This window comes from Nostoc sp. (assembly GCF_036916985.1).
Lineage (GTDB): Bacteria > Cyanobacteriota > Cyanobacteriia > Cyanobacteriales > Nostocaceae > Nostoc.
On sequence record NZ_JBALFD010000012.1, the window covers coordinates 24,294 to 50,320 of the forward strand.

A 26,027-nucleotide genomic window follows, 5' to 3' on the forward strand; every position below is an offset into this window, starting at 1 on the left:
TAACATGATGGAACGGAAATCATCAGGAATCAAATACTTTGCAGTACTGATTGGATTCCTGCGCGATCGCCCTGGATTTCTAGAGGAAGTTCGTCAAGGGATAAGATTACCAAATAAAATCATTTCGTTATTAGTTTGCAGTTCCTTATTTATCGCTGCCTATGGCGGAATCATTGGTGCATACCATAGCTGGATGCAGGCTTTGTCTTCTGCCATTAAACTCCCAGCCCTTTATTTAATCACACTTTTGATTTGTATCCCGACGTTGTATTTTGCTAATATTATTTTTGGTTCCAAGCGGACTTTTGGACAGCATTTAGCATTAGTCTTAACTGCGGTTTCAGTCACTAGCGTACTTTTATTTAGCTTTGCCCCAATCACACTATTTTTCTTAATTACCACCAATAATTACCAATTTTTGATTTTGTTAAATGTCTTTATCTTTGCCATAACTGGATTTATTGGTATTTCGTCTTTATATCAAGCCACGAGTTTAGTTTTAGAACAAGATGATGAAGGTAGCAAGACACGCCAAAAGATTTTACAATTTTGGCTATTTCTTTACGCGTTCGTAGGCAGTCAGTTAGGATGGACTCTCAGACCGTTTTTTGGCACACCTGGTTCTGCTTTTGAACTATTCCGCGAAAGAGAAGGTAATTTTTATTTAAGCGTCATTAAATCTCTTAGCTATCTCTTTGGATTCCGTTAATTAGCCGAGTAATTAGTCATGATTCCCACAGTCATTATACCCCACCCCTTGCCAAGGGGAGGGGAGACAAAGTGTAGCTTTGGCGAGGTGGGGTTCTTCAGGTTTAATAAGTAATCAGGCAGATATGATATTATAGCCGGGTTTTGGCTGAAGTTAGCATCTATACCAATTCTCACCTACTTTTCCAGACTCCAGCCCAGCGCTACGGCTACTTCAGCAGCTAATTCTAGAGGATTGAATGGTTTTGCGATCGCACTGACAATTCCCATTTGGGCATAGCGACGGCGATCGGAAGCCTGGATTTTGGCAGTTAACAAAATTACCGGAATCTCTTTGGTTAATGGATTGGCTTGTAACTTTTCAAAGGTCATGATGCCATCCATCTCTGGCATCATCACATCTAGTAAAATCACATCTGGTTGATAAGTCTCTGCTTTAATTATGCCCTCTTGACCAGAACTCGCTATCTCTACTTTCCAGCCTGCAACTGTTTCCAAGCAAATTTTGGTAACTTCTTGGATATACTGCTCGTTATCAACCACTAGAATTTGTTTTGTTGTCATCACTGCTATCCTCTTGTTGGTTCAGGGTAATTCGCTGAAGTAATTCCATTGCCCGTTTTTCAAATTCCTCGGTAGTAACAGGTCCTTTGGTCAAAAATTCTGGATCTTGACTTAGTTGGCTATTTATGTTCTGCTCATAACGACTATGAATGACGGAGATGTTAGAAAAGTCTTCTAAATCAGAATTCGGGAAAACCTCAAACAACGGCAGAGTGACGTAAAAAGTGCTGCCTTCGCCCAATGCACTTTCAGCCCAAATACGTCCACCGTGCTGTTGCATAATGCTCTTACAAATTGCCAAACCTAAACCAGTCCCATCATGGTTGCGTGAATCTGAGGAGTCAACTTGTTGAAAACGCTCAAAGATGATCTCAAGTTTGTCTGTTGGGATACCGCGTCCAGTATCTTTGACTGTCAACAAAACTTCATCCCCTTGTTGTTGCGCCCCCAAGCAAACCGTAGATCCAGCAGACGAAAATTTAATGGCGTTACTCAGGAGATTAGTCAAGGTTTGGACAATGCGATCGCTATCTGCCCATACTTGACCAGATAAGGCGGAAATAGATACTTTTACTCCTGCTTTGTCAGCTAGAGGCTGTATAACATTTACTGCTTGAACGATCAGATCAACGACATTGCAGATTTCTGGTTCCATCTTCGCCTTACCTGATTCGATCCGCTCAATGTCTAGGATATCGTTGATTAAACGTACTAGGCGTTCGCTGCTATCAGTAGCAATTTGCAGTAGGCGTTTCCCTTGCTCTGAGTCTGTTGGTAGCAAACCACTAGCTAGCATTCCGAGAGAGCCGTGAATTGAGGTTAAAGGTGTACGGAGTTCATGACTAACAACAGAGACAAATTCATCTTTCATACGTTCGATTTGCTTGCGCTCTGTGATATCTCGTAAAATGACCGTATAAAAAATTTCCTCCCTCATATCTATTTTGGAGATAGAAGCCTCTGCTGGAAATTCAGTACCATCCTTACGACGACCATAGATTTCCCGCCGTTCTCCCATCCGACGGGCAACATTAGGAGATTGGCCAAAGTCAACGACGTGTTGACGATGCACTTGAAAAAAGCGCTGCGGTAAGAGCAAATCAAGACCCTGACCAATTACTTCCTGGGCAGAGTAGCCGAAAATTTTCTCTGCTCCTTGATTAAACAAGGTAATCCTTTGGAATCCGTTGATGGAAATAATTGCATCATCAGCAATATCTAAAATCCGTGCAAATCTCGCTTGAGAGAACCGTAACTCGCCTTGTGTTCGCTGACGTTCATCGAGTTGTGACTGCAACTGTTGATTGACTCTAATTAACTCAGCCGTGCGTTCTGCAACTCTCAATTCCAGTTCGTTGATGGCTCGTAAATTGAGGGATGAGGGGGATGAGGGAGACAAGGGAGATAAGGACGACAAAGAAGAATTTACTTCCCTTGCTCCCCCTGCTCTCCTGCCCCCCTGCCCCTCTACCCCTCTGCTCCCCTGCGTCGCGCGCTGCCGCAATTTCATCCGTTCTAAGCGATTAACGATCCGGGTTACTAGTTCTGGCCCGACAATGGGCTTGCTTACAAAGTCATCAGCACCAACGCTAAACACCTGATTTACCATTTCGGCATCGCTATGCATGGTGAGGAATAAGATGGGTAACTCACTCCAGCGCGGCTCGTTGCGTACCAATTGGCAAAGTTCTATACCATTTGTATAAGGTAATTCCACATCCAGAATTAGCATATCTGGCGTAACAACTTCCAAGGTTTCCCAGAAATGACGTGGATCTTCAAGAGCGATCGCTTTCAGTCCCCAAGGACTAAGTAAGGTTTGCAACAATGCTTGAATTTGCGGATCGTCATCCACAACCAATATTTTAGTTTCTGGATATGAGTCATTTTGCAGCGGTTGTGTGACTGTTTCTAATACCTGTGGGGTTGGCGATGTAGATATTTCCCCTGCGTCTTTTCCGTTAATTTCCCGACGCAATAACTTTACCCAATTTTCGAGGCTACTAATCTCAGATTGACTCAAGGTTTTACCAGAACTCAACAACAGTTCGATATTGCGTGCCAATTTTGAGCCAATAGGTAAGCCAAAAGTACCTAAAGATCCCGCCAAGGTATGCGCCTCTTTGACCGCAAGGGAGAGCAATTCGGCACTTAAAGTATTTTGATTTAAAGTTGCGATCGCATCCTCTAGCACCCTCACTTGCTCATCTACTCGCCCTTGAAATCGTTGCCAAATTTCCGCAACTGCCATTAATGTTTGCTGCTGTGATTTGAGATTTGAAACCGGGGATTTTGCCTGCCCCTCTTCCAGTGATTTCAGCCGATAACCGATACCATAAACTGTTTCAACCAAATCACTGGGCGCTCCTACAGCTTTGAGTTTGTGCCGTAATCCTTTGATATGAGTGCGAACAGCTTCTTCTTGGGGAGTGTCTTCATAACACCAAAGATGTTCTAAAATCATGCCGCAACTGAAAACCCGGCGAGTATTTCGCAAGAATAGTTCTAACAGAGCATACTCTTTTGGAGTAAGTGGTAGTAGATTTCCAGCATAAATTACTTCACAGCTACTAGGGTCTAGCTGCAACTTACCATACTCCAGCACAGGCTGGGAGGTTACGCCTTTGCGACGCAATAACGCCCTGATCCGAGCAATTAATTCCTCTTCGTCAAAGGGTTTAACTACATAGTCATCTGCACCTGCATCTAGCCCGATCGCTTTTTCATGACTACTATCACGCCCTGTCAATAATAATATTGGCATTTGCAGACCACTAGACCGAATTTGATGACAAAGACTAATACCATCCAACTTCGGCAGCACTACATCCAGAAGAATTAAATCATAATCATAAGTTTGAATAAAATCCCAAGCAGCATCACCATCAGTAGCAATTTCGACCACATAGTTTTGATTAGTCAAAATGGCTGTGAGTGTATAAGCACTTAACTCGTCATCTTCTACAACTAATATTTTCATGTTAAAACATTTCAAAATTAAAATAAATACAACAGATAACAAGCAAAAAAATGATAGTAATTATCAGGTATTTAGATCAAGGCTGAGTCAGGAAAATGGTGTAGTTAAATTACTTGAAAATTGCTAGAAATTAAAAAATAATATAATATCAATACTTTGTTTTAAAGCATCTTCCAAAAGGTATATATTTTCGGTTTATACTCATTAATAAATATCAATATTGATTAATTTTTAATTGAATTTTTATCGTTGCCTGCTTCGGAGCAGGTGGTATTGTGGAAATAAATATTTTATAGGTTCTAATTTTATACTACCTTACTTACAGATTTTACTAGTATAGAGAGGTTTAGATCCCCGACTTCTTGAAGAAGTCGGGGATCTTTTTGTTCGTAACTCCTGCTCGGATTGCTATAGTCTAATGCTATTGCACGAAAGACCTGATCTAGCAGGGCGTATATCTGTAAACTCCGATAGCCGATTTATGTGTTGCAAAGATTTTTGAAAATGGTGCTATGTATGTTGAAGTAGGAAGCAACATCTTCTTTTGCCTTACCCGTTTGCGAAACTTACCGCAGGGAAGGGCTGATAAAACTCTTAATACGCTACAACAGAAAAAACTCTCTGCTAAACCTGTGAAAAAACGAGTAACACTCACCTTCCCGAAACGCGCTGTGCAAATGCCAGTCACTTATGTACTGGCTAAAGAGTTCAACGTCGCCGCCAATATTATCCGCGCCCAAGTTGCTCCAAATCAAATTGGTAAACTAGTAGTAGAGCTATCGGGAGATATAGATCAATTAGATGCGGCTATTGAGTGGATGCGATCGCGCCATGTTAACGTGTCTTCTACACTAGGCGAAATTGCGATCAATCCAGATGTATGTGTCCACTGTGGCTTGTGTACTGGGGTTTGTCCTACCGAAGCCCTCACCCTCCACCCAGAGACGTACAAACTGACATTCACGCGATCGCGCTGTATCGTCTGCGAACAGTGTATCCCTAGCTGTCCCGTACAAGCAATTTCTACTAACATCTAAGATTACCGTATGCAGCAGGAAGGATTACCCATCCAAATTTATTATCAATCTAAAATTGATAAATTCTGCTACTCGAATTTGTTGAGCATCTGTAAATCTATCAGTATCAACCAAAGATAGACGCTGAATACTTGAGGTTTCATCTAACCCCAAGTATAAATACTTCTAATAACTCTTCTCTATGTTCTTTAAAATGATCTACAAAAGTTAAGGAAACTTGATTTATAAAATGTAAATCTGGAACTCAAAATTGTATTAATAGTTACAAAAATGCAAATCATGTTATTATAATTTACCCAATCTCTTTAAGAATCTTCCAATTAGCTATAGTTCAGATCAAATCGCCAGTATAAACTATGCTATTGCGATTGATAGATAATGTGTATTTATCAAAGGCTATGAAACTATCAATAGTCATAAGTATACTTAGCAATCCTGATTGCATAAAAAAATATCAAAAACAGATGCAAATTTTTAACTAATGTTATTATGCAATAACCTCATGAGGTAGTCATTCAGATCAATTATGAAATTAGCTACACAACCCACAGTAAAAACTCTAGGGGACTACGCCTACCAAGCGATTCAAAAACACTTTAAGAAAACCTTGAAGTGGGAAAAATCAGTGAAGAAAGATGAAGATCCAGAAGCGCTGCATCAAATGCGAGTGGGAATGCGCCGCTTACGGACAGCCGTAACTCGGTTTGGACTAGCGGTGGATGTATCCAAACCAATCAGCGATAAAAATATTGGTAAAATAGCGCGTCGTCTTGGTAATTTGCGAGATTTAGATGTACTCAAAGAAAGTTTGGAAAACAATTACAAACCAAACTTACCCCGCAAAGAGCAAGAATCTTTACAAACAGCTTTCACCGCTTTAGCTAAACAACGTGAAGATGTACTATCGAGTGTGCAGAAAACGTTAAAAGATGAATCTTACAAGTCTCTAAAAGAGGCATTAGATAAATGGTTAGAGAAACCCAATTATAAACCTTTGGGATCTATCACGATTCAGCAAGTATTACCAGACTTACTTTTACCAGAAGTGAGTAACTTCTTATTACATCCGGGTTGGCTAGTTGGCACTGAATTTGTCAACTCAGAAGTTAAAATCCAGAAAAATTGGGAACCAGAAAAGATAGAACAACAATTGACGATAGAAGGCGAAAGTCTTCATAGTCTGCGAAAAGAAGCGAAACGTGTACGCTACCAAATGGAGTTATTTAGTGACTTATATGGTGAGTCTTACGCAGCTTATATTGAAGAAGTGAAAAATATCCAAGAAATTTTGGGTACGATGCAAGATAGTGCAGTTTTAACTGACTGGCTTACAGATGTTTTCAAGTCAGAAATTCAGACTCAGTTGCCCACCCTTGCTACTTTGTTAACTGAAAATCGTTACCAGTCGTGGCAGCAGTGGCAACCTTTGCAAGAACGGTATCTGAAAACTGAAACTAGACATAGTTTTCATTTAACAATACTGCATCCGCTTTCATGAAGTTGTTTGCAAAGTGGCTGGTTGTGATTTTAGGCACTTATTGATGATTTTCCCTAACCCACGCCACTTAATCCACTTAGGGACTGAAAAAAAATATCCAATTAACTCTTGTGGGATGGGGCATCTTGCCCGCTATATAAACTGGGCGCTCATGTTGCCCACCCCACAATATTGGATAATTTATTTCTTGGAGTTCTTTAGAGAGATCCCAGAAGCTCTCTACTCTACGAGATGTGGCGCGTAGCGAGAGGCTCCTTATCCCCACACTACTAAGAATTGAGGGTGGGGGCTTCAGCAACCCCTTAAAGAAAACTAGCGATAAATAAAGACGGGTTGCAGCCCGTCTAAATAGCTTGAAAGTGCAAATACACCTTGTATAGGATTGAAAATAACACAGTTAATTTTCTCAGAGTTGCCAATTTGCCAAATCATAAAACAGGAGTCAGAATTCAGAATACTCTACCCATAACAAGTAACTGAGGTAAAAAATTTAGTAATCAAGATAATTATTCAAGAGCAATACAGTTCAGATAAACCCAAAATACTTGTAGAGACGGCGATTTATCGCGTCTCGAAAACCCAAAATTGTTGCCAGTAGCCCTTAACCCAAGCGTATTGTATTAAAGAATTTATATTTCCCGCTCAAACCAAAAACAGATAATATTAGACATTTTAAGGTAATTCTCAGCGCAAATTAATTTAATTACCACTAAATGCATTTAGATTATTATTAGACCAGGATTCATAGAGTTAAGAGAGCGATGAAATAAAAATATTTAGCAATCTTTTTGGAATGGCTGCACTTTTCACTGTAGGTATGCAACAGAGGTAAGTTCAAATCAGCTATAACTAAAGATGTTGCGGTTGACAGTAACTTTACATTTAGCAGTCTGATTTTCTTATTCAAACCTTATTAAACCCATCAAGTGCAACCAGAACAGTGAAGCAAATCATAAAAGTTTGGATAAATATAGATCCATTTTCCTTACAATCACGCCTCACCATTGGTATTGCATCATTTTCCGCTTTGGTATTAGGCAGTCTTGCTACATGGACTAGCTGGAAAATGCAGCAAATTTTAGTTGATAGTCATAAATATAATATAGAACAAATTGCCAAGCGCTTGCCACAAGATGTGCAAATTTATAGTGAAATGATGCAGCCGGAAATTGGGTTACAAAAGGCTATTAATAATTTGGGAAATACCAACACATTATTATGGCTAAAAAGCCCTGATAATAAAATTTTAGTAAAATCTGCTAATTTAAATTTATTATCTGATACTACGGTTACTGAGTTAATGTCTCTGACTAAGATGCCGATTAAAGCACAAGTTTACAAAGTAAACCAAAGCTATTTTGTTTTATGTGGTAGTTCTGTGCAAGTGCAGGGGAAGTTTATCGGTGAGTTATTTGTAGTTAAGGATATTACCCGCGAACAGAAAATGTTTGTGGGAATGGTGCAGAATTTAGGTATTACTAGTATTTTGGCAATTATTATTTTAACTGCTGCGATCGCACTTTATATCAAACGTTCTCTGCAACCCCTACGCCAGCTAAATCAAATGACTTCTGTGATTTCCGCTGAAGATTTAGGACAAGCACAGCTATATCTTGATAATGCACCCAGCGAAGTTAAAGAATTAGCTCAAACTTTAAACATGCTGTTATCACGCCTCTCCCAATCATGGGAGCAAGAGCGAGAATTTGTGAGTAATGTTTCTCACGAACTACGCACACCTTTGACAATTGTACATGGTTATTTGCAAAGCGTCTTACGAAGACAGAATAACTTAACCCAAACCCAGCAAGAAGCTTTAGAAACTGCGGCATCAGAAGCGGAACGCACTATTCGCTTGTTACAAGATTTACTTGATTTGGCACGAGCGGATAGTGGTTATTTATACTTTCAGATGAAATCTTATGTACTCAATGAATTGGTTGAAGAAGTTGTAATGATGGCAGAAAAATATAGCGATCGCACAATTACAATCGAGTCAAAAATTTATCCAATTGAGATCAAAGCAGACTACAGTCGCCTTAAACAAGTGTTATTAAATTTAATTGATAATGCTGTTAAGTATTCTGAAGCTGATACACAGATAATTTTTAAGTTAAATCAGCTTCAAGACAAGGCAATTATTCAAGTTTGTGACAAAGGCTATGGCATTCCTTTACAGCACCAAGCACGGATATTTGAGAGGTTTTACCGTGTAGATGAATCTCGCTCTCATACTACTGGGGGTTGTGGTTTGGGTTTATCGATTGTCAAAACACTTATAGAAGGTATGGGGGGTAATGTCAGTGTGCAATCTAAATTAGGAGAAGGTAGTATATTTACAATCAGTTTACCTATATATAGCAGTCCTATCTGATTTGCTCTCCACCGAGAGGAGCAGATCCCCGACTTCTTGAAGAAGTCGGGGATCTTTTAGTTCGTGACTCATTTAGGATTGCTATATACCATTTATATCTGATTTATGAAAATTGAAAGACTTAGATTCTCGACTTCTTGATTTGATTGCAGACATAGTGTGTATGACAGAGAAATTTTGTTATGAATTTTGGATTGTGAATCTAACATTACCTACTTTAGGAGCAAAAATATGACAGCACATATCCTTTTAGTGGAAGATGAAGTTAAACTGGCGCGATTTGTCGAATTAGAACTTAGTAGCGAAGGATACAAAGTTAGTGTAGCCCATGATGGTATTGCTGGTTTAACCCTAGCCAGAGACTCATCACCAGATTTAGCGATTCTGGATTGGATGCTTCCAGGCTTGACAGGTTTGGAAATTTGTCGCCGTTTGCGAGCAACAGGGAGTACAGTACCAGTGATTTTGTTGACAGCAAAAGATGAAGTGAGCGATCGCGTGGCAGGATTAGATGCAGGAGCCGATGATTATGTAGTTAAACCTTTCAGTATTGAGGAACTACTAGCTAGAATTCGCGCCCATCTCCGCCGCACCCAAGAAACAGACGAGGATTTGTTGCAATTTGAAGATTTAAGCTTAAATCGCCGCACCCGTGAAGTATTTCGGGAGAAACGAAGCATTGAGTTAACAGCAAAGGAGTTTGACTTATTAGAATATCTCCTTTCACATCCCCGTCAAGTGTTTACTAGAGATCAAATTTTAGAGAAAGTTTGGGGTTACGATTTCATGGGTGATTCTAATATTATTGAGGTTTATATTCGTTATCTGCGACTCAAGTTGGAAGAAAATAATGAAAAGCGTTTGATTCATACAGTCCGTGGTGTAGGCTATGCACTACGGGAATAATCCTAATGACTTGGTGATTTTGATAAAAAGCAAATTAAAGACAAAAAAGGATCATGAAGAAAAAATGGGCTGTTAAACGACTAACAGTAAATCTCACAACCGAGGAAATGAAGAAACTTGAACGCTACTGTGCTTTGACAGGAAGGCCAGCAACAGATGTCATTCGAGAATTGCTCCGAAGTCTTAAGGTTGACAATGCGGAAAATTCTGAAAAGGAAACAGCAGATTCAACAATAACTGTTGGCACTTAGTCGAAATCACAGTAACTATCGCTCTTATATTACTCTGGAGAGAGAATAATCTAAGCGATTAGAGCGGCTACATAAACTCCCGTCCGCCTGCGTGGACTAACGCTAAAATAGGGTTTCAAATTTAATCTGACGAGAGTAATAAAAGAGCGCTATCCACTCGAATATCCCGCCAAATCTCAGAGGTTAAGGGGAAAAGGTGAAGGGGAAAGGGGAAAGAAAAAACCTTTAACCCTTACCCTTTAACCTTTTCCCCAAATCAAATTCCGAGTTAAAAATGCAAAACCCCAGTAGTATTGGATACTGTATCTGTTTTTTCTTGAAGTTGTCCCAAATGTTTTTTGATTGCTTCCAAGGTTGATGCATCGGCAATCCATACTGCACTAAACGAATTAGCTACCGATGCCCACATTGAGGCAACTTCTCTAGTCTTTTTCTTAGTTGCAATCCGTTGTATTACTTGCTCAAACAACTTGATAAACAGTTGTACTGGCAAGCTCTCCAGGCGTTGAGACAAAGCTTGCTGACTCTTTGAATTTTGAATTTTGAATTCCGCCTTGCGGTACTAGGTTTATTTATCGTAAATTAAAGGGTTTAAGAACCTGCAATCTACATGTAGCACCCATTTCAGTCGGGGTTTGTCTTGAGAAATCGCTCCACTTGGGCAAAGCCTAAGACCGCATTTCTCGCTAAATCCCCGTCTGAAATTTCTTTAATTTTGAATTTTGTTAGCGCAGCGTTAGCGAGTCTGCGTACCCTTACAGGGAAGCAAGCTACGCTTTTAGCGTCTCGTAGAGAGCGTCATTTTGAATTTTGAATTGTTAACCCTACCTATCTGGCTTAATACAATAGATGAAAAAAGAAAAGCCTTGGTTTGTATTTTCCGAAAATCCAACACTATTAATAAGTTCCAGCTTGCTAAATTTTTTGGTTTTTAAACTATAGGGTATGGGAGAAACAGCTAAAGTTTTTTTTATAATAAAACCAGCTTTTTGAATTTTTGCAATCAATTCATCAGGTGTATATTCAATCTTATGTTCAGGATGTACAAATCCTCTACGTACCAAAAGCTTTGTAAGCTGACGATTTGGGGTATCTAGACAAAATGAGCCACCTGGCTTGATAACTCTAAAGACTTCTTTAATTACTTTCTCGGCTTCTTCTTCTGTTACATGCTCAATGCTTTGTCCTGACCACACAAGGTCAACGGTATTTTCTGGAAAATAACATAAATCTGCCATTGAACGATAGATATAATTGATTTTTGTAAGATTATCTGGAGTTATGAATTGCTGGGGATGTTCCTCAGAATGCAGATTGTAAATTCTTTCCTCCTGTGGTAGATCAACAATATCCAACTGTTGAGGATTGTAGGGATAACCCATGACCATGAGGGCACCTTCTGGGGAACCAAGGCAAGAACCTCCTAAATCGAGAATATACTCAGCAGGTGGCAATATTTCTTGTACCAGTTTGAGTCTTGCAAGGTGATGTGACTCTATGCCTGTTCGAGCAAAGAGTTTTTGTTCAATCCCAATTGGTAACATTAAATAAGAAAGAATAACCTGAATTCTTGAAAAATCACCTTGGTTAAGATTATCTGTGTAGAATGAAAGCTCTTCCTCTGAAATTGGAACAGATAAAAAGTATGCATATACTAAATTGACAAACTCTGCATTATTTGGTGAGCGCCAATTAGATAAGTAGAACAACCATAGAAAAACAGAAAATCGAAGTATACGCATTATATCTTCAGGATAATATCTGGCATACCTGAAAATCTTAGAAAATAAAACACTATATTTAACTATCATTTTATTTCGATATTTAGTCATAGTAGGCACTTATATACGAATTCTAAATTATAGCAATCCGATTTGATTTCTAAATCACTCGTAGAGGTAAGGGAATGGGGATTGGGAAGAAGGAATAAAGGTGTACTGAGTTTTGTTCAAAAATCAAATATTAGTCCTATATATTATATGTGAAAAATTTCAATTAACAATAAGATAGGGTGTACCCATATCTCTGACGCAAAATTTAGCCCAAGAATCGCTGCCAAGTTAGTTCTTTTGTCGCTTCATCCCAATGCCAGCGTAATAAATTAGCGGCTTGACTCTTGCCAATTTCTGGTAAACCAATCGCTTTTCTAGGTGCATCTGTAGCTAGTAAAATAGCAGTCTCCATATTACAAATCCCCCACTTCACCAAATTCTGCACTCCCACTAATAAGGGTAGAGTCGTCCCCGATAACGTGCCATCGGCGAGTCGTGCCGTACCGTTTTTAACTTCAATTTGCCGATTGTCCCAAGGATACACGCCATCGGGTAGCCCCAGAGGTGAAAGGGCATCGCTGACGAGGAACAACCCTTTTTCGTAATCACTGGCGCGGAGTAAAATTTGCAGCATTGTGGGCGAAACGTGTTCACCATCAGCAATAAAACCACACATGACATGAGGATGGGTAATTGCTGCCCCTAATAATCCTGGTTCGCGGTGATGTAATGGTGGCATGGCATTGAAGGCATGAGTTACCATCCTTGCGCCAAGTTCAAAGGCAAGTTGCCCTTGGGCTGATGTTGCCTGAGAATGTCCTAAACTAACGATAATCCCCAAAGAACGCAAATATGGAATTACTTCGTCAGTGGAATCTAACTCTGGCGCTAAAGTTATGACTTTCACGATATGGGCATAATCCCCCAAAACCCGCTTTACCTCCTCAATTGTGAGGGGTAACAAGTACTCTGCTGGGTGTGCGCCGCGCTTTTGGTAATTCAAAAATGGCCCTTCCAGATGTACTCCGAGAATCTTGGCACCTGCCTGTTGTCTGGGGATAATATCAGCAATAACAGCAAGCGATCGCTGAATCTTTTCTACTGAAGTTGTCACAAGTGTCGGTAAAAATCCATCTACCCCGGCATCCCACAAAAATTTCGTTATTTTCTGGAGTACATGGGCATTTTCAACCTTCAAATCAGGAAATGCCAATCCCAAAGCACCGTTAATTTGCAAATCAACGCCACCCAATGAAATCCAGTCACCTGCAACATCTATTACAGATGCACAGATGTCATTCCTTACTGTACTCATTGGCAAGATTTGCTCAATTATGCCCTCTTGATTAATCAAGAGCATCTGCAAATCTTTGTAACCAGGTACTCTAGCATTGATAATATCTACAGGATTTTGTGTTGCTTGGATCATCACACTAGCGAGAAGAGAGCTAAATCTCATCCGATTTTAGATGAAACAATCAGCGATTAATCCAAAATCCAAAATCCAAAATCCAAAATTCTATGACTCCCTTAGTTGGTATTATCATGGGCAGCGATTCCGATTTGCCCACTATGAAAGATGCGATCGCAATTTGTGAAGAATTTGGCGTTGAAAGTGAAGTAGCGATCGTTTCGGCTCACCGTACCCCAGAACGGATGGTGCAATATGCTCAACTTGCACACCAACGCGGTATTAAGGTAATTATTGCTGGTGCCGGAGGTGCTGCCCATCTACCGGGAATGGTAGCGTCTTTAACTCCACTTCCGGTCATCGGTGTTCCTGTACCCACTCGTAATTTACAAGGTGTAGATTCTTTGTATTCTATTTTACAGATGCCTGCTGGTATTCCTGTAGCGACAGTAGCGATCGGTAATGCCAAAAATGCTGGTCTTTTAGCAGTACAAATCCTCGCAACTCATCAACCAGAATTGTTAGAAAAAGTGCAACAATATCGTCAAACCCTATGTGAATCGGTAATTGCAAAGCAAACAAAATTAGAACAATTAGGCTATGAACAATATTTACAGCAGATGTTTTAATAAAAATTAACACCAGAGCAGTAGGGAGGCAGAGGAGCAGTGAAAGAATTCCTAACCTTGACAAATGACAAATGACAAATGACTAACCAAACTATTCGCATTGTTGCCCGTATTATTGCTTTGCCTAACAAAGTAGAAGAACTAAAAGCTGTACTGTTGGAACTCATTGAGCCAACCCGACAGGAAGCAGGTGCGATCAAGTATGAACTTTTGCAAAACCAATACGACCAAACAGACTTTACTTTTGTAGAGGAGTGGACTTCTCAGGAAGCCCTGAATACTCATCTAGATTCACCCCATTTCCAAGCGGTAGCAGCTAAACTCGAAGGCTTAGTGACTGCTACACCAGATATTCGTCGCTACTATCTTGTGGCATAGTGTCATGCTGCTAACTTGAAGCAGACTCTTAATTTTTGGCGAGTATGTGGCACATCTCAGCCTTAAATTCTAAGATTGAAGCGATCGCTCCAGAATCAAGGCAGCATTCTGAAGTATCTTGATCCTGAGGCCTTAGTCAAAAATTGAGAGCTGCAACATCCATGTGCCAACTGCTCGGAATGAATTGCAATGTTCCAACGGATATTTGCTTTTCTTTTGAAGGGTTTTCTGCACGGGGAGGAAAAACGGATAATCATAGCGATGGTTGGGGCATTGCTTTCTTTGAAGGAAAGGGATGTCGCATGTTTTTAGATGCTCAACCTTCTGTTGCTTCTCCAGTAGCGGAGTTTGTTCGGAGTTATCCCATCCACTCAACCCATGTCATAGCCCATATCCGCAAAGCTACTCAGGGTGAAATCGCCCTACACAACTGCCATCCTTTCCGCAGAGAATTGTGGGGTCAGTATTGGGTGTTTGCCCACAATGGTAATTTGCCAAATTTTGATCCAGAAAATTTGGGCTTTTATCAAGCCGTAGGTAACACCGATAGTGAAAAAGCATTCTGTATGATGCTAGAAACATTGCGATCGCGCTTTCCTGAAGGTAAGCCTGACATAAAGAAACTATACTCTGTACTGCAAGAAATTACTGATGTAATTGCAAAAATGGGTATGTTTAATTACTTATTATCAGATGGAGAACACTTTTTTGCCTATTGCTCAACCAATCTCAGCTACATTGTTCGCCAAGCGCCCTTTGCCGCTGCCCATTTAATTGATCAAGACATGACCGTAGATTTTCGAGAGGTGACTACTGAACGCGATCGCGTTGCTGTCATTGCTACCACACCCCTTACTGACAACGAAGTTTGGACAAAAATTCAACCGGGAGAATTACTAGTTTTTCAGGACGGTTTGCCCATGAAATATGCGTTCACTTAATAATAAGTAGTTGTTCAATTTTGCCCATCTAGATAATTTCTAGATGGGTTTTATTTTTCATGGTGTTCATATTGAGTAATTTGCAGCTATTTCCAGATAAATAGACTCGCTCTAGCAATCCTATTTAATTTGCTTTTTACTGAGAGGCTCAGATCCCCGACTTCTTGAAGAATTCGGGGGTCTTTTTGTTATAGATGTACATTACTTTTGTAACTTACCAATTTATATAATTTTTGCCCAACTTAGTTGTTACAAGCTTATATAAAATACCGATTTTATTGGTATAAAATTTATGTCTTTACACTGAAGTATATCTATATTAATATGGTCAAGAAAATGCTGTAACTCATCTTAGACAAGAGTTTCAGATATTTCTGTTTACTGCAAACATCATTGTAGAAAATGTATTCCTAACAACATAAAATAAAATTCTCTGATGAATGCTAGCCAATTACTGCTCCTCATTGCAATTTTCTTTCTCACAAGTGTCATAAGTGTCATTACAGGAAGCACCTCTTTAATTACCGTCCCTGTAATGTTGCAATTGAGTATTGAACCGCGTATTGCTCTTGCCACTAATATGTTGGCATTAACCTTTATGAGTGTTGGTGGCACATTGCCTTTTATTGGTAAAAAAGCAATCGACCGTAGTCGCTTGCCAATCATGATTGCCCTAACGCTTTTAGGCTCAATTATCGGTGCATTACTTGTTTTAGTTGTACCTTCAAAATCGATGCCTCTAATTATCTCGATTTTGATGATTGTGGTTGCCGTGTTTTCAATCACCAATCGGAATGCTGGAATCGTTTCAAGAAAAGGGAAACCATCACCAATAGAAGAAATTGGTGGATATGTGGCAACTTTTGTGCTTGGTGTTTATGGTGGTTTCTTTAGTGGTGGATATGTCACTATGCTCACAGCAGCTTATGTCAGGCTATTTCGGATGACATTTGTACAGGCGATCGCAAACACAAAGTTTATCAACATTTTTTCTTCGCTGATTGCCACCATTATTTTCTTTACACAGGGAATAGTTGATTACAAACTAGGTATTATTCTGAGTATTACTATGTTCATTGGTGGAATTGTTGGATCACGGGTTGCCCTCAGACTTAGCAACCTCTGGTTACGGCGTATATTTCTCACCACAGTAATTGCTCTTGCACTCAAGACGTTATTTGATTTTGCTGCATATTCACCAAAAACCTAACCCCCTAACCCCCTTCCCGCGTCGGGAAGCTACGGTGTACACACAAGTCTTGAAATTACACCTCACACTTGGTTTCGTCATCTATCCCTAAGCTGTTGGATCGCTCCGAAAGCTTGTCATTGCGAACGCGAGTGCGTCTTGTAGAGAGGAGGAACGACGAAGCAATCGCAAAAACTACGGGATTATGCGATTACTTCGCTCCGCTCGTAATGACAATTTATTGGGTCTAGAAAGCTTGAAACCCTTGTAGATACCACTTGTGTGTACACCGTAGCCTACAAGGAGAGAGAAATATAAGTGAGGTTTTCCAGATGCCGTGAAAAGTCAGGTTAGCGTTGCCCACTTTGTATTTTGTCGAAGATTGCGCCGTCCTCGAAAAACTTCTTCTGAATCGTATCCCAGCCTCCTAAACTCTGAACGTTATAAAGCTTAGAAATCTTAGGAAATTTATTCTGTACTTCTTTTGTTACAGCAGAATTAACAGGTCGAAAACCAACTTTGGCAAACTCACGTTGAGCTTCTGAACTAAAAAGAAACTTGACAAAAGCTTCCGAAACCTGTCTGGTGTGGTGCTTATCAACATTTTTATCCACAACTGCTACTGGCCCATCTATAGAAATGTTCACCTGGGGAACCACATAAGAAGGTGAACTTTTTGCTTGTTGTGCTGCTAAGATAATCTCGTTTTCGTAGTTAAGCAGAACATCCCCTTGACCTTTCTTGTAAAATACATCGCTGGATTCCCGCGAATCTTTAGGTAACACAGGGACATTCCGAAAGACTTGGGTAACATAGTTAAGCGCTTGGGCTTCACTTCCACCATTTTTGACGATCGCGCCCCATAAAGCCAGGAAGTTCCACCGCGCACCTCCTGAAGTCTTGGGGTTGGCTGTAATCACCTTCACCCCTGGTTTGGTTAAATCACTCCAGTTCTTGATGTTTTTCGGATTACCTTCACGAGTTTCGAGAGCAACTACCGAGTGGGTAACAATTGAGTTATTCGGGGCTTCCTTCTCCCAACCAGGTTGAATCAGTCCGGCTTTTTCAATTTTTTTGGTATCTAAAGCTAGCGCCAAAGCGACAATATCCGCATCTAATCCGTCAATGACTGCACGGGTTTGAGAGCCAGAACCACCATAGCTTTCTCGAATTACTACATCTTGACCTTTTTCGCGTTTCCATTTGGCTACAAATTGCGGAATGATTCTCTCGTAAGCAGCTTTGGTAACTGCATAAGACACCAGAGTTATTTCAACTTTTTTACTGCCTTGACTAATCAATTGAGACTTTTGATTAACAGAAGTATTCTCAGAATTAGTACCCGCAGCATAAACAGGAATAAAGACGCTGAAACTTAAACCAGTTGCTAACAACAGTGCTGAAGTTTGAGTTGAGACAGGTTTTTTCTGGGAAAATAGTTGCTTGACTATGCCTAAAATTTGTAACTTTTTGAATTGCAGATGTGTCATGGAAGCTGGATGTTGTGTAGTTGCTTGATCAAACAACGGTAATTCGGTCGAATTACCGTTGTTTGTCTTGAGAAAGAGATTATCAGATTAATTATGAAAATTCAACTATTTTTTATACTAAAAATTTTGATTTTTTTACAGGAAAACCCGTAGCAAAATTAAGTAATATATATACCGTACATGTTCAGTAAAAACCGAAGTCTTTGGTAGAGATATGTTGGCGCAGCAGGATGTTAGCAAGTTGCTTGATATACCAGAGAGATGATTGCGATGCCTAGTGGTCTGCCCCATTAATTTTGTTGGGCTGCTAGATCCCCGACAACTTCTGCGAAGTCGGGGATCTGAACACCACTAACCTCTCAAAAGTTTTAGGACAGACTACTAGTTTGGGCTGCGCCTACGCAATTTTATCGTTGAAATTGAAAGCATTTTTAATTGTTCATAAAACTGGTAGGATGTCCATGTTCTTGGTAAAGAATATGGGGTTTTTTGGTGTTTACAACTAGATACATGGAATCATCCAGTATCATAAACAGTATATAGCTGTATTCCCATCAATTATCTGTAGATTACGTGGAGGAAATGGAATGAGTTTATGGCAACGCTCAGTGAAAAAATTACAAGCAATGGCTGAACATACAACGTATCGCTTCAGACTAAATTCGCTCAAAGGCTTTGTATCACTCTTTTTAGTAGGTACTGCATTGAGTGTAGCCCTTGCTGCCTGCTCTGGTGGAGGAACTGGGAATACTTCTTCCTCTGAAACCCCTAATGCTAATGCTACTCCTGCTGTAGCTGCAAGCAAAGCTAATGTTGAATTAACTCTAGTTTCCTTTGCTGTCACCAAAGCAGCTCACGAAGCAATTATTCCTAAATTTGTAGAACAGTGGAAGAAAGATCATAATCAAACTGTTGTCTTCAAACAAAGCTATGGCGGTTCTGGTTCCCAAACTCGCGCTGTGATCGACGGTTTAGAAGCAGATGTTGTTCACTTGGCTCTAGCTGGAGATACCTCAAAGATTGAGAAAGCTGGATTGATTCTACCAGGATGGGAGAAAGAAGTTCCCAACAATGGTATTGTCTCCAAATCAGTTGCAGCATTAGTTACTCGTACAGGTAACCCTAAAGGCATCAAGAACTGGGCAGATTTAGCCAAAGATGGTGTCAAGTTGATTACTGCTAACCCTAAAACATCAGGCGTTGCAAAGTGGAATTTCTTAGCCCTATGGGACTCAGTGATTAAAACAGGTGGCGATGAGGCTAAAGCTACTGATTTTGTGACGAAAGTTTACAAAAATGTGCCAATCTTGCCTAAAGATGCACGGGAAGCTACTGATACATTCACCAAGCAAGGGCAGGGAGATGTCTTAATTAACTACGAAAACGAAGTTATTTTGGCACAGCAAAAGGGCGAAAAGGTTGAGTATGTCGTTCCTGATGTAAACATATCCATCGACAATCCGATCGCCGTAGTAGATAAAAATGTCGATAAGCATGGAACCCGCGAAGTTGCAGAAGGTTTTGTGAAATATCTCTATACCCCAGAAGCCCAGCAAGAGTTTGTCAAATTGGGATTCCGTCCTGTGGATGAGACTTTAGCCCAAACTAAAGAAGTCACAGACAAATTTCCCAAGGTGAAAACTTTGGGTACAGTTGCAGACTTGGGTGGTTGGAGTGAAATCGATAAGAAGTTCTTCGCAGATGGTGGTGTGTTTGATAAGATTCAAGCCGCAAATAAACGGTAATTAGTCATTAGTCAATAGTCAGTGGTCAATGAAGAGTGCTGAGTGCTGAGTGCTGAGTGCTGAGTGCTGAGTTGAAAGACCGTCCACAAGGGGCGGGGTATCAACCAACTCCTGCATTAAAAGATTCCGCTTGACTTCGGGCCAAGTCTTACCATAGTGCGAAAGTACTGAGTACGGGCTAAATGCCCCGCTACTGCTAACAGCACTCAGGACTGAGTGTGGTAAAAAAACAACCGACTATTGGCAAAAAACTTCTTTGTGAATTTTAAATTTTGAATTTTTGACTATGACGACTGTATCTCCTTCTGTGGAAGTTGAACGCAAAACACCGTTTTTGAAGAGATTTGAGCGGGTTTCTTGGACTTGGGTAATCACCATTGCATACCTGACAGTTATGTTGCTGATCCCCATAGCTGCTATGTTCCTGAAAGCAAGTACGGAAACTCCGGCGAGATTTTGGGCGATCGCAACTAGTGATATTGCATTAGCAACCTACAATGTAACTTTTGTCACGGCAATATTTGCTGCCTTACTCAATGGCGTATTTGGAACTCTGATTGCTTGGGTTCTAGTCCGCTATGACTTTCCCTTCAAGCGCTTTATTGACGCCACAGTAGATTTACCCTTTGCATTACCAACTTCGGTAGCAGGGCTAACCTTGGCAACAGTTTACAGCGATAACGGTTGGATAGGTTCACTACTAGCACCACTAGGAATTAAGGTGTCCTTTACTCGCACGGGAGTAGCGGTAGCAATGATCTTTATCTCACTACCTTTTATCGTGAGAACTGTGCAACCCGTACTTCAGGAAATGGAACATGAAATTGAAGAAGCCTCCTGGTGTCTAGGTGCTTCTCAATGGCAGACATTCTGGAAAGTGATTTTGCCACCTTTATTTCCCACAATTTTGACTGGTGTTGCCTTGGGTTTCTCCCGTGCAGTTGGAGAGTATGGTTCGACTGTAATTATCTCTTCCAATACGCCCTTCCAAGATTTAATCGCACCTGTACTGATTTTCCAACGCTTAGAGCAGTATGACTACTCTGGTGCAACAGTAATTGGCATAGTTCTACTATCAATTTCGTTGGTACTACTATTGGCAATTAATTTCTTACAAGCATGGGCAAGGCGATATGACACTAGATAAGCCAAGTTTTCATTCATCTACACCTGTATCAGATACAGCCAAGCCCAAAGAGCAGAATAACTGGATGCCAATAGTTTTGATTGGTATAGCGATCGCCTATTTAGCCCTAGTTCAATATATCCCGGCAATTAACGTATTTGTCCAAGCCTTTAGCAAGGGTGTTGGGCCATTTCTGTCCAACCTAACGCGGCCAGCTTTTCTCCATGCAGCTTGGTTAACCCTATTGCTGGCTGTGATTTCTCTACCTTTAAATACTGTATTTGGGCTATGTGCAGCTTGGGCGATCGCTCGTCATAAATTTCCTGGACGCGCCATAGTTTTGAGCATTATTGACCTACCCTTTTCGATTTCGCCAGTAGTTGCAGGATTGATGATTGTGCTACTTTACGGACGAAATGGCTGGTTTGGCCCTTGGCTCCAAGCCCATGATATCAAGATTGTCTTTGCCTTTCCAGGTATGGTATTGGCTACAGCCTTTGTGAGTATGCCCTTTGTGGCGCGGGAAGTAATTCCTGTTTTAGAAGAGTTTGGTAAGGATCAAGAAGAAGCTGCTAGAACTCTAGGTGCAAAAGATTGGCAGATATTTTTGCGCGTCACCCTACCTAGCATCCGTTGGGGCTTACTCTACGGTTTAATTTTAACCAATGCTAGAGCAATGGGTGAGTTCGGAGCAGTTTCAGTGGTATCTGGCAACATTGCTGACCAAACCCAGAGTTTACCACTATTTGTAGAAGATGCTTACAAACAATACGAAACTGAAGCTGCTTTCTCTGCGGCTGTACTATTAGCATTGCTAGCAGTCGTAACCTTAGTGCTGAAGGAAATTCTGGAACGGAAAACCCGCATTAAAGACGTTGAATAGAAAAATCCAGAGATTATAGTTATCCTTTGAATAGGATACAAGCAAATCATGGGAAATGGTACGATCTACCTAGTACCTATAAGGAAATTACCATTAGGACTGAGGGTAGTTCTGTACCAATCCCAATCAGGGATTGAAATAATTCAGATATGACTACTGATAATACACTTACCAATAAACGGATTCGACTCAGAATTCCGAAAGATTATCACCAGGAACCTGTCATTTCTCGCCTGGTGTCTGACTATGGACTGACTGTGAATATTACGGCAGCAATTTTGGGAGCCAATGCTGTCGGTGATGGCTGGTTTGACCTTGAACTACAAGGAACAGATGCACAAATTCAGAGCGGCTTAACCTATCTCCGCGACTTGGAATTAGAAGTCTGGGATGATAATAAAGCAAGTGATTGGTAATGAAGGTTGACGCTCTTAGAGGTTGTTGGAAAAGTCTTCTTGGCGGTAGAAAAATATTTTATATCCCCCTAAATCCCCCAATAAATTGGAGGACTTTGATTCTGGTTCCCTAGATATCTTGCAAAAGTAACTTTTGCAAGATGTTGGGGAAAGGTTAAAAGGTAAGGGAAAATTTCATACCTTTACCCCTTAGCCTTTTCCTCACTTCTGCAAGCAGTCTTATGTTATTTAATTCTTATTTCTAACGTTCATAGTGACCGCGAATCCATACCCTCCGATGATGTATTATCTGCCAATGCCCAGGAATCCACCTTTGATGATGATGTCCACCAAGCTGGATTACCAATGCTGATGCCTGTTTTGGCATAGCAACAATGAACAGTGGTAAAGCAACTAATACACCTGCAAGCATCCGTTTCATAACTACTTTTCCTTTGTTCAACTATCTGGATTAAGTCAGTTAAATTCCTCGTGAGTTCGTTTTCAGTAATTTAACTGATTTATAAATTTAGACTGCTGGCTTTTCCAAAAGGTTTAATTTAATTTATGTCAGTTTTGTGTTGTTGATATGTCAAATTTATGTACTACCGCTTTAATCTCAAATAATAAGTAGTCAGACAAAAATATTTACAGTCATTGCGATCGCTCGCAATGACATTGTGTAATTAATTCTCTCTGACTACTTATCATTTGGAATTTTAGATTTTAGATTGGGAATCGCTCTCTGTGTCTGGGTTGTGTAAAAGCATCTGTCGCGTTCATTTTTAAAATTGGTATTACTTGACGTAAAGTGAGCAAAAATTACGTGAATTTACCCATTGTTTTTTTGTGGTCTTTGTGAGACTCTCCTTTACATAACAATTAAATACGATAAACCGATAGATTTACCGTATTTAATCAAGGGCAGAAATATGAAAATCTTGATGAGACTGACATTTAACCAGGTACAGCATCAGCAAGAGTTTCTGCCGAAACCCAAAAATTGCGTAGGCGTAGCCCACTGTAGGTATCGCGATTGGGAATTAATCTGATGTCTGAAAGTAAATCTCTAGAACCCGCTTCAGTCCACAGTCGAATCCTTGTGCCTCAACGGTATCATAGGCAACCTGTAATTTCTCGACTGGTGTCTCGTTATGGTTTAACTGTCAATATTAAAGCTGCATCCCTGACATCTGACAGTGACAGCGATGGCTGGTTTGATTTAGAACTGTCAGGAAATCCTCAAAAACTGACAAATAGCCTATCTTACTTGCAAGGATTGGGAGTGAATTTGCTGCAACTAGCGATCGCTAACCAAATTCAATCCAACCAGCACTCTTTACCTTTCCCAAATCCAGCTAGCAAATTGAGTCTCAAAGACTCCGCATGGCTGACAAACCAATGGCAGCAACAATTCCAGCAATGGATTTCTTTGGGTCAAACCAATCGATTGCGTTTGCAACTGTGCATCTTAAAATCTTATTACGAAGAACCGGTGATTTCTGAGTTAGTTTCTCGTTATGGGCTAACAGTCAATATTACCAGTGCCATACTTCAACCTGATACCCAAGATGACGGCTGGTTTGACTTGGATTTGTGGGGGAGAACAAAGCAACTTTACTCTAGCCTGAGTTATTTAGAAAAACTGGGACTACCAATTTGGTTGGATTTGTCTAGCGTTTATAGCGATCGCTAAATTAATAATTCGTAGTTCTTAATGACGCTCGTGACGCTCGTTCGCCCTTGGCGTCTCCCCTTGGGAGAAGACTCGCTAACGTAATTGAAGGACAATTTAGCTGAATTTGTCTCGGTAGCAATGTCTACGACGGGTTACGCCTACGCTAATTAAAAAAATTATCACTATCCAATGGCAGCACGAAATAACCAAAAAACCAACTCTCACACCAGATTATCAATGGTTTCTTCAGCTTATGAAAAAAGCCAAGTCACTCAGATTCGTCTGCGAATACATATTCCCAAAAGCTATCTACAAGCGCCCGTAATTTCGCAGTTAATTTCTGCTTACGGCTTGGTAGTTAATATTACCAAGGCGATACTACAACCAAATACAGATGGCGAAGGATGCTTTGACATTGAACTGCGGGGAACAGTGGCACAAATTTCTAGCGGTTTAGCTTACCTGGAATCTCTAAACCTTAGAATTGTCGGCAAGCCCAATGCTGACGGCGATAGTTGGTGTTACTGAAATAATCTAAATTTCGTAGTACCAAATTTCTTCTTCTTTTAAGACAATTCGATGCAGGGAGAGACGATCAATCAAGCCCTCTTGCTCAAACTGCCCAAGAACACGAGTAATTGTAACACGAGTCGAACCAAGCATTTCTGCCAGGTCTTCATGAGTCAGACGCATATCTATTAAACGCCCCTTCTCAACTTCCGAACCAAACTTTTTAGATAACCATGCTAATAGCTTGATGAGCATAGTATCCACTTTTTTATGGCTACGAATGATCATCAATTCTTGAGCCTGTTGGATATGGGCAAGTAGAGTTTCTGTTAGTTCACTCCACTCTTCTAAAGGTAAGACTGTCGCCTCTACTTTAGTTAAGCATTCCATCTGATAAGGTTCTAATTTTGACAAAGTTCTACCAACAACATCCCCAGGGCCCCACAATCCCAGAGCAACGGTTGTACCATCTTCCAAATAGGTAAAAGTCCTAACAAAACCCGTTTCAATCTTCCAAAGGCCGTTTTGATGCTCTGGTAGAAATGACCTACGGGCAAAAATTTGCTTAGTATTATTACTGCTTAGACTAGATAAGCTTGTGTACAAAGACACCATGTTATAAACACTCTTCTCCGATAAACTAACCGTAGTATTATATTTATATCAGGTTATAAGAACCTATGGGTATTTAAAAGAAGGGAGTGGGGGAAAGAGGACGGGGAGCAGGGGGCAGGGGGAAAATAAAAAATTACCTGTTTCCCCTCTACCTCTTCTCAATACCCAATGCCCCATTCCCAAAATTAAATTCCGGCACCATCAAGAAAATCTTCAATCATCCCATCAGAATTTTTGCTCTTAGGTTTGTTGATTGCTTCGTCAGCAAGTTCAGTTGGGGATAAACTTGATTGATCTGACAACTGCTCGAACTGTTTCTCTAGAGACTTGACGCGTTCAAATAAAGCACGGATGACTTCAGCTTCTACGTCGCGGACTTTATCATGATCCAGAACATTGCTATTTAAGTTGTTCTGACGAGTTACGCGCCCTGGAATCCCAACTACAGTAGTGTTACTGGGGACATCTCGCAGCACCACTGAACCGGCTCCAATACGGACGCGATCGCCAATTTGAATATTTCCCAATACCTTTGCACCCGCTCCGACAACCACATGAGAGCCTAAAGTCGGATGGCGTTTGCCGCTTTCTTTCCCAGTGCCGCCAAGGGTGACACCTTGATAAATCAGAGCATAGTCACCCACGATCGCAGTCTCGCCAATCACTACTCCCATCCCGTGGTCAATAAACACTCCCTGGCCAATTAATGCCCCAGGATGGATTTCAATTCCGGTTAAAAACCTACTAATATGAGAGATGAACCTTGGTATAAAGGGAATGCCAATTTTATATAGCCAGTGTGCCAATCGATGGCATATTAAGGCTTGGAGTCCAGGGTAACAGAACAATACTTCTAGCCAGTTACGGGCTGCTGGGTCACGCTCAAAAATGGTTCGCAAATCAGTTAGTAGCATACTCTGTTGAGATTTTTATTGGTAGGTGAGGTT

At 40.6% G+C, this 26,027-nt stretch carries 26 protein-coding genes; 16 read left to right on the forward strand and 10 right to left on the reverse strand.

Annotated elements, in window-relative coordinates:
* Positions 1–4: 4 nt before the first annotated feature.
* Positions 5–709 (forward strand): actin-binding WH2 domain-containing protein, encoded by a 705-nt coding sequence (locus V7L07_RS02255; protein WP_335054662.1) that lies wholly within the window; start codon positions 5–7, stop codon positions 707–709.
* A 176-nt stretch (positions 710–885) separates the two neighbouring features.
* Here V7L07_RS02255 and V7L07_RS02260 read toward each other — a convergent pair whose 3' ends face one another.
* Both V7L07_RS02260 and V7L07_RS02265 read right to left on the reverse strand, forming a co-directional pair.
* Positions 886–1,272, reverse strand: a complete 387-nt coding sequence (locus V7L07_RS02260) for a response regulator (protein ID WP_335054663.1) — start codon at positions 1,270–1,272, stop codon at positions 886–888.
* Positions 1,244–4,252, reverse strand: a complete 3,009-nt coding sequence (locus V7L07_RS02265; RefSeq protein WP_335054665.1) for a response regulator — start codon at positions 4,250–4,252, stop codon at positions 1,244–1,246. Before V7L07_RS02265 ends, V7L07_RS02260 begins: the two co-directional genes overlap by 29 nt.
* A gap of 632 nt (positions 4,253–4,884) precedes the next feature.
* Here V7L07_RS02265 and V7L07_RS02270 point away from each other — a divergent pair.
* Positions 4,885–5,289 carry an NIL domain-containing protein gene (locus V7L07_RS02270; RefSeq protein WP_335054916.1) on the forward strand — a complete coding sequence of 135 codons (405 nt, stop codon included), beginning with the start codon at positions 4,885–4,887 and terminating at the stop codon, positions 5,287–5,289.
* 24 nt (positions 5,290–5,313) lie between these two features.
* Here the strand turns inward: V7L07_RS02270 and V7L07_RS33405 are convergent, their stop codons facing one another.
* A complete protein-coding gene (locus V7L07_RS33405) occupies positions 5,314–5,442 on the reverse strand; it encodes a hypothetical protein (protein ID WP_442935994.1) in 129 nt (42 codons plus the stop codon).
* Between the two features lie 373 nt (positions 5,443–5,815).
* Here V7L07_RS33405 and V7L07_RS02275 point away from each other — a divergent pair, with 373 nt between their 5' ends.
* From V7L07_RS02275 to V7L07_RS02290, 4 genes are all read left to right on the forward strand, one after another.
* Entirely contained in the window at positions 5,816–6,787 is a 972-nt protein-coding gene (locus V7L07_RS02275) for a CHAD domain-containing protein (RefSeq protein ID WP_335054667.1), read from the forward strand.
* Positions 6,788–7,727: 940 nt separating this feature from the next.
* Positions 7,728–9,161, forward strand: a complete 1,434-nt coding sequence (locus tag V7L07_RS02280; RefSeq protein WP_335054669.1) for a sensor histidine kinase — start codon at positions 7,728–7,730, stop codon at positions 9,159–9,161.
* A 231-nt stretch (positions 9,162–9,392) separates the two neighbouring features.
* Positions 9,393–10,067 (forward strand): response regulator transcription factor, encoded by a 675-nt coding sequence (locus V7L07_RS02285; protein WP_334708703.1) that lies wholly within the window; start codon positions 9,393–9,395, stop codon positions 10,065–10,067.
* Positions 10,068–10,120: 53 nt separating this feature from the next.
* Positions 10,121–10,318, forward strand: coding sequence for a ribbon-helix-helix protein, CopG family (locus V7L07_RS02290; protein ID WP_335054671.1), 198 nt, complete (start codon positions 10,121–10,123; stop codon positions 10,316–10,318).
* Positions 10,319–10,586: 268 nt separating this feature from the next.
* On the opposite strand, the gene V7L07_RS02295 is transcribed toward V7L07_RS02290, so the two are convergent.
* From V7L07_RS02295 to nagA, 3 genes are all read right to left on the reverse strand, one after another.
* A complete protein-coding gene (locus V7L07_RS02295) occupies positions 10,587–10,832 on the reverse strand; it encodes a hypothetical protein (RefSeq protein WP_335054673.1) in 246 nt (81 codons plus the stop codon).
* A 310-nt stretch (positions 10,833–11,142) separates the two neighbouring features.
* Positions 11,143–12,150: a methyltransferase domain-containing protein gene (locus V7L07_RS02300; RefSeq protein WP_335054675.1), complete on the reverse strand. Its 1,008-nt coding sequence runs from the start codon at positions 12,148–12,150 to the stop codon at positions 11,143–11,145.
* Between the two features lie 205 nt (positions 12,151–12,355).
* Positions 12,356–13,519: an N-acetylglucosamine-6-phosphate deacetylase gene (nagA, locus tag V7L07_RS02305; protein ID WP_335054917.1), complete on the reverse strand. Its 1,164-nt coding sequence runs from the start codon at positions 13,517–13,519 to the stop codon at positions 12,356–12,358.
* A 92-nt stretch (positions 13,520–13,611) separates the two neighbouring features.
* Here nagA and purE point away from each other — a divergent pair, with 92 nt between their 5' ends.
* From purE to V7L07_RS02325, 4 genes are all read left to right on the forward strand, one after another.
* A complete protein-coding gene (gene purE, locus V7L07_RS02310; protein WP_335054676.1) occupies positions 13,612–14,130 on the forward strand; it encodes a 5-(carboxyamino)imidazole ribonucleotide mutase in 519 nt (172 codons plus the stop codon).
* Between the two features lie 78 nt (positions 14,131–14,208).
* On the forward strand, positions 14,209–14,508 hold the full coding sequence (locus tag V7L07_RS02315; RefSeq protein ID WP_335054678.1) for a putative quinol monooxygenase: 300 nt from the start codon (positions 14,209–14,211) through the stop codon (positions 14,506–14,508).
* A gap of 161 nt (positions 14,509–14,669) precedes the next feature.
* Positions 14,670–15,449 (forward strand): class II glutamine amidotransferase, encoded by a 780-nt coding sequence (locus V7L07_RS02320; protein ID WP_335054680.1) that lies wholly within the window; start codon positions 14,670–14,672, stop codon positions 15,447–15,449.
* 436 nt (positions 15,450–15,885) lie between these two features.
* On the forward strand, positions 15,886–16,659 hold the full coding sequence (locus tag V7L07_RS02325) for a sulfite exporter TauE/SafE family protein (RefSeq protein WP_335054682.1): 774 nt from the start codon (positions 15,886–15,888) through the stop codon (positions 16,657–16,659).
* Between the two features lie 329 nt (positions 16,660–16,988).
* On the opposite strand, the gene V7L07_RS02330 is transcribed toward V7L07_RS02325, so the two are convergent.
* Entirely contained in the window at positions 16,989–18,128 is a 1,140-nt protein-coding gene (locus V7L07_RS02330; protein ID WP_335054919.1) for a sulfate ABC transporter substrate-binding protein, read from the reverse strand.
* Between the two features lie 587 nt (positions 18,129–18,715).
* Here V7L07_RS02330 and V7L07_RS02335 point away from each other — a divergent pair.
* The 4 genes from V7L07_RS02335 to V7L07_RS02350 all read left to right on the forward strand — a co-directional run bounded on the left by V7L07_RS02335 (position 18,716) and on the right by V7L07_RS02350 (position 22,298).
* Positions 18,716–19,873, forward strand: coding sequence for a sulfate ABC transporter substrate-binding protein (locus V7L07_RS02335; RefSeq protein WP_335054684.1), 1,158 nt, complete (start codon positions 18,716–18,718; stop codon positions 19,871–19,873).
* A 286-nt stretch (positions 19,874–20,159) separates the two neighbouring features.
* The gene (gene cysT / locus V7L07_RS02340; protein ID WP_335054686.1) at positions 20,160–21,020 is read left to right on the forward strand and encodes a sulfate ABC transporter permease subunit CysT; all 861 of its coding nucleotides are present in this window, start codon (positions 20,160–20,162) and stop codon (positions 21,018–21,020) included.
* On the forward strand, positions 21,007–21,882 hold the full coding sequence (gene cysW / locus V7L07_RS02345) for a sulfate ABC transporter permease subunit CysW (RefSeq protein ID WP_335054688.1): 876 nt from the start codon (positions 21,007–21,009) through the stop codon (positions 21,880–21,882). Before cysT ends, cysW begins: the two co-directional genes overlap by 14 nt.
* Before the next feature lie 149 nt (positions 21,883–22,031).
* Positions 22,032–22,298 carry an NIL domain-containing protein gene (locus tag V7L07_RS02350; protein WP_334764273.1) on the forward strand — a complete coding sequence of 89 codons (267 nt, stop codon included), beginning with the start codon at positions 22,032–22,034 and terminating at the stop codon, positions 22,296–22,298.
* Positions 22,299–22,539: 241 nt separating this feature from the next.
* Here V7L07_RS02350 and V7L07_RS02355 read toward each other — a convergent pair whose 3' ends face one another.
* Complete coding sequence (locus V7L07_RS02355) at positions 22,540–22,719, reverse strand: hypothetical protein (protein ID WP_335054690.1); 180 nt, start codon at positions 22,717–22,719, stop codon at positions 22,540–22,542.
* Between the two features lie 609 nt (positions 22,720–23,328).
* Between V7L07_RS02355 and V7L07_RS02360 the strand changes: the two genes are divergently transcribed.
* Both V7L07_RS02360 and V7L07_RS02365 read left to right on the forward strand, forming a co-directional pair.
* A complete protein-coding gene (locus tag V7L07_RS02360) occupies positions 23,329–23,973 on the forward strand; it encodes an NIL domain-containing protein (protein WP_335054691.1) in 645 nt (214 codons plus the stop codon).
* A gap of 171 nt (positions 23,974–24,144) precedes the next feature.
* Positions 24,145–24,483 (forward strand): NIL domain-containing protein, encoded by a 339-nt coding sequence (locus tag V7L07_RS02365; RefSeq protein WP_335054693.1) that lies wholly within the window; start codon positions 24,145–24,147, stop codon positions 24,481–24,483.
* A 6-nt stretch (positions 24,484–24,489) separates the two neighbouring features.
* Here the strand turns inward: V7L07_RS02365 and V7L07_RS02370 are convergent, their stop codons facing one another.
* Both V7L07_RS02370 and cysE read right to left on the reverse strand, forming a co-directional pair.
* A complete protein-coding gene (locus V7L07_RS02370; protein WP_335054695.1) occupies positions 24,490–25,080 on the reverse strand; it encodes a Crp/Fnr family transcriptional regulator in 591 nt (196 codons plus the stop codon).
* A gap of 185 nt (positions 25,081–25,265) precedes the next feature.
* Entirely contained in the window at positions 25,266–25,994 is a 729-nt protein-coding gene (cysE, locus tag V7L07_RS02375) for a serine O-acetyltransferase (RefSeq protein ID WP_335054697.1), read from the reverse strand.
* Between the last annotated feature and the right edge of the window lie 33 nt (positions 25,995–26,027).

Coding starts and splice junctions, on each gene's coding strand:
- V7L07_RS02255 (WP_335054662.1), top strand. CDS start 5: ATGATGGAACGGAAATCATCAGGAATCAAATACTTTGCAGTACTGATT.
- V7L07_RS02260 (WP_335054663.1), bottom strand. CDS start 1,272: ATGACAACAAAACAAATTCTAGTGGTTGATAACGAGCAGTATATCCAA.
- V7L07_RS02265 (WP_335054665.1), bottom strand. CDS start 4,252: ATGAAAATATTAGTTGTAGAAGATGACGAGTTAAGTGCTTATACACTC.
- V7L07_RS02275 (WP_335054667.1), top strand. CDS start 5,816: ATGAAATTAGCTACACAACCCACAGTAAAAACTCTAGGGGACTACGCC.
- V7L07_RS02285 (WP_334708703.1), top strand. CDS start 9,393: ATGACAGCACATATCCTTTTAGTGGAAGATGAAGTTAAACTGGCGCGA.
- V7L07_RS02290 (WP_335054671.1), top strand. CDS start 10,121: ATGAAGAAAAAATGGGCTGTTAAACGACTAACAGTAAATCTCACAACC.
- V7L07_RS02300 (WP_335054675.1), bottom strand. CDS start 12,150: ATGACTAAATATCGAAATAAAATGATAGTTAAATATAGTGTTTTATTT.
- nagA (WP_335054917.1), bottom strand. CDS start 13,519: ATGATCCAAGCAACACAAAATCCTGTAGATATTATCAATGCTAGAGTA.
- purE (WP_335054676.1), top strand. CDS start 13,612: ATGACTCCCTTAGTTGGTATTATCATGGGCAGCGATTCCGATTTGCCC.
- V7L07_RS02315 (WP_335054678.1), top strand. CDS start 14,209: ATGACTAACCAAACTATTCGCATTGTTGCCCGTATTATTGCTTTGCCT.
- V7L07_RS02320 (WP_335054680.1), top strand. CDS start 14,670: ATGTGCCAACTGCTCGGAATGAATTGCAATGTTCCAACGGATATTTGC.
- V7L07_RS02325 (WP_335054682.1), top strand. CDS start 15,886: ATGAATGCTAGCCAATTACTGCTCCTCATTGCAATTTTCTTTCTCACA.
- V7L07_RS02330 (WP_335054919.1), bottom strand. CDS start 18,128: ATGACACATCTGCAATTCAAAAAGTTACAAATTTTAGGCATAGTCAAG.
- V7L07_RS02335 (WP_335054684.1), top strand. CDS start 18,716: ATGAGTTTATGGCAACGCTCAGTGAAAAAATTACAAGCAATGGCTGAA.
- cysT (WP_335054686.1), top strand. CDS start 20,160: ATGACGACTGTATCTCCTTCTGTGGAAGTTGAACGCAAAACACCGTTT.
- cysW (WP_335054688.1), top strand. CDS start 21,007: ATGACACTAGATAAGCCAAGTTTTCATTCATCTACACCTGTATCAGAT.
- V7L07_RS02350 (WP_334764273.1), top strand. CDS start 22,032: ATGACTACTGATAATACACTTACCAATAAACGGATTCGACTCAGAATT.
- V7L07_RS02355 (WP_335054690.1), bottom strand. CDS start 22,719: ATGAAACGGATGCTTGCAGGTGTATTAGTTGCTTTACCACTGTTCATT.
- V7L07_RS02360 (WP_335054691.1), top strand. CDS start 23,329: ATGTCTGAAAGTAAATCTCTAGAACCCGCTTCAGTCCACAGTCGAATC.
- V7L07_RS02365 (WP_335054693.1), top strand. CDS start 24,145: ATGGCAGCACGAAATAACCAAAAAACCAACTCTCACACCAGATTATCA.
- V7L07_RS02370 (WP_335054695.1), bottom strand. CDS start 25,080: ATGGTGTCTTTGTACACAAGCTTATCTAGTCTAAGCAGTAATAATACT.
- cysE (WP_335054697.1), bottom strand. CDS start 25,994: ATGCTACTAACTGATTTGCGAACCATTTTTGAGCGTGACCCAGCAGCC.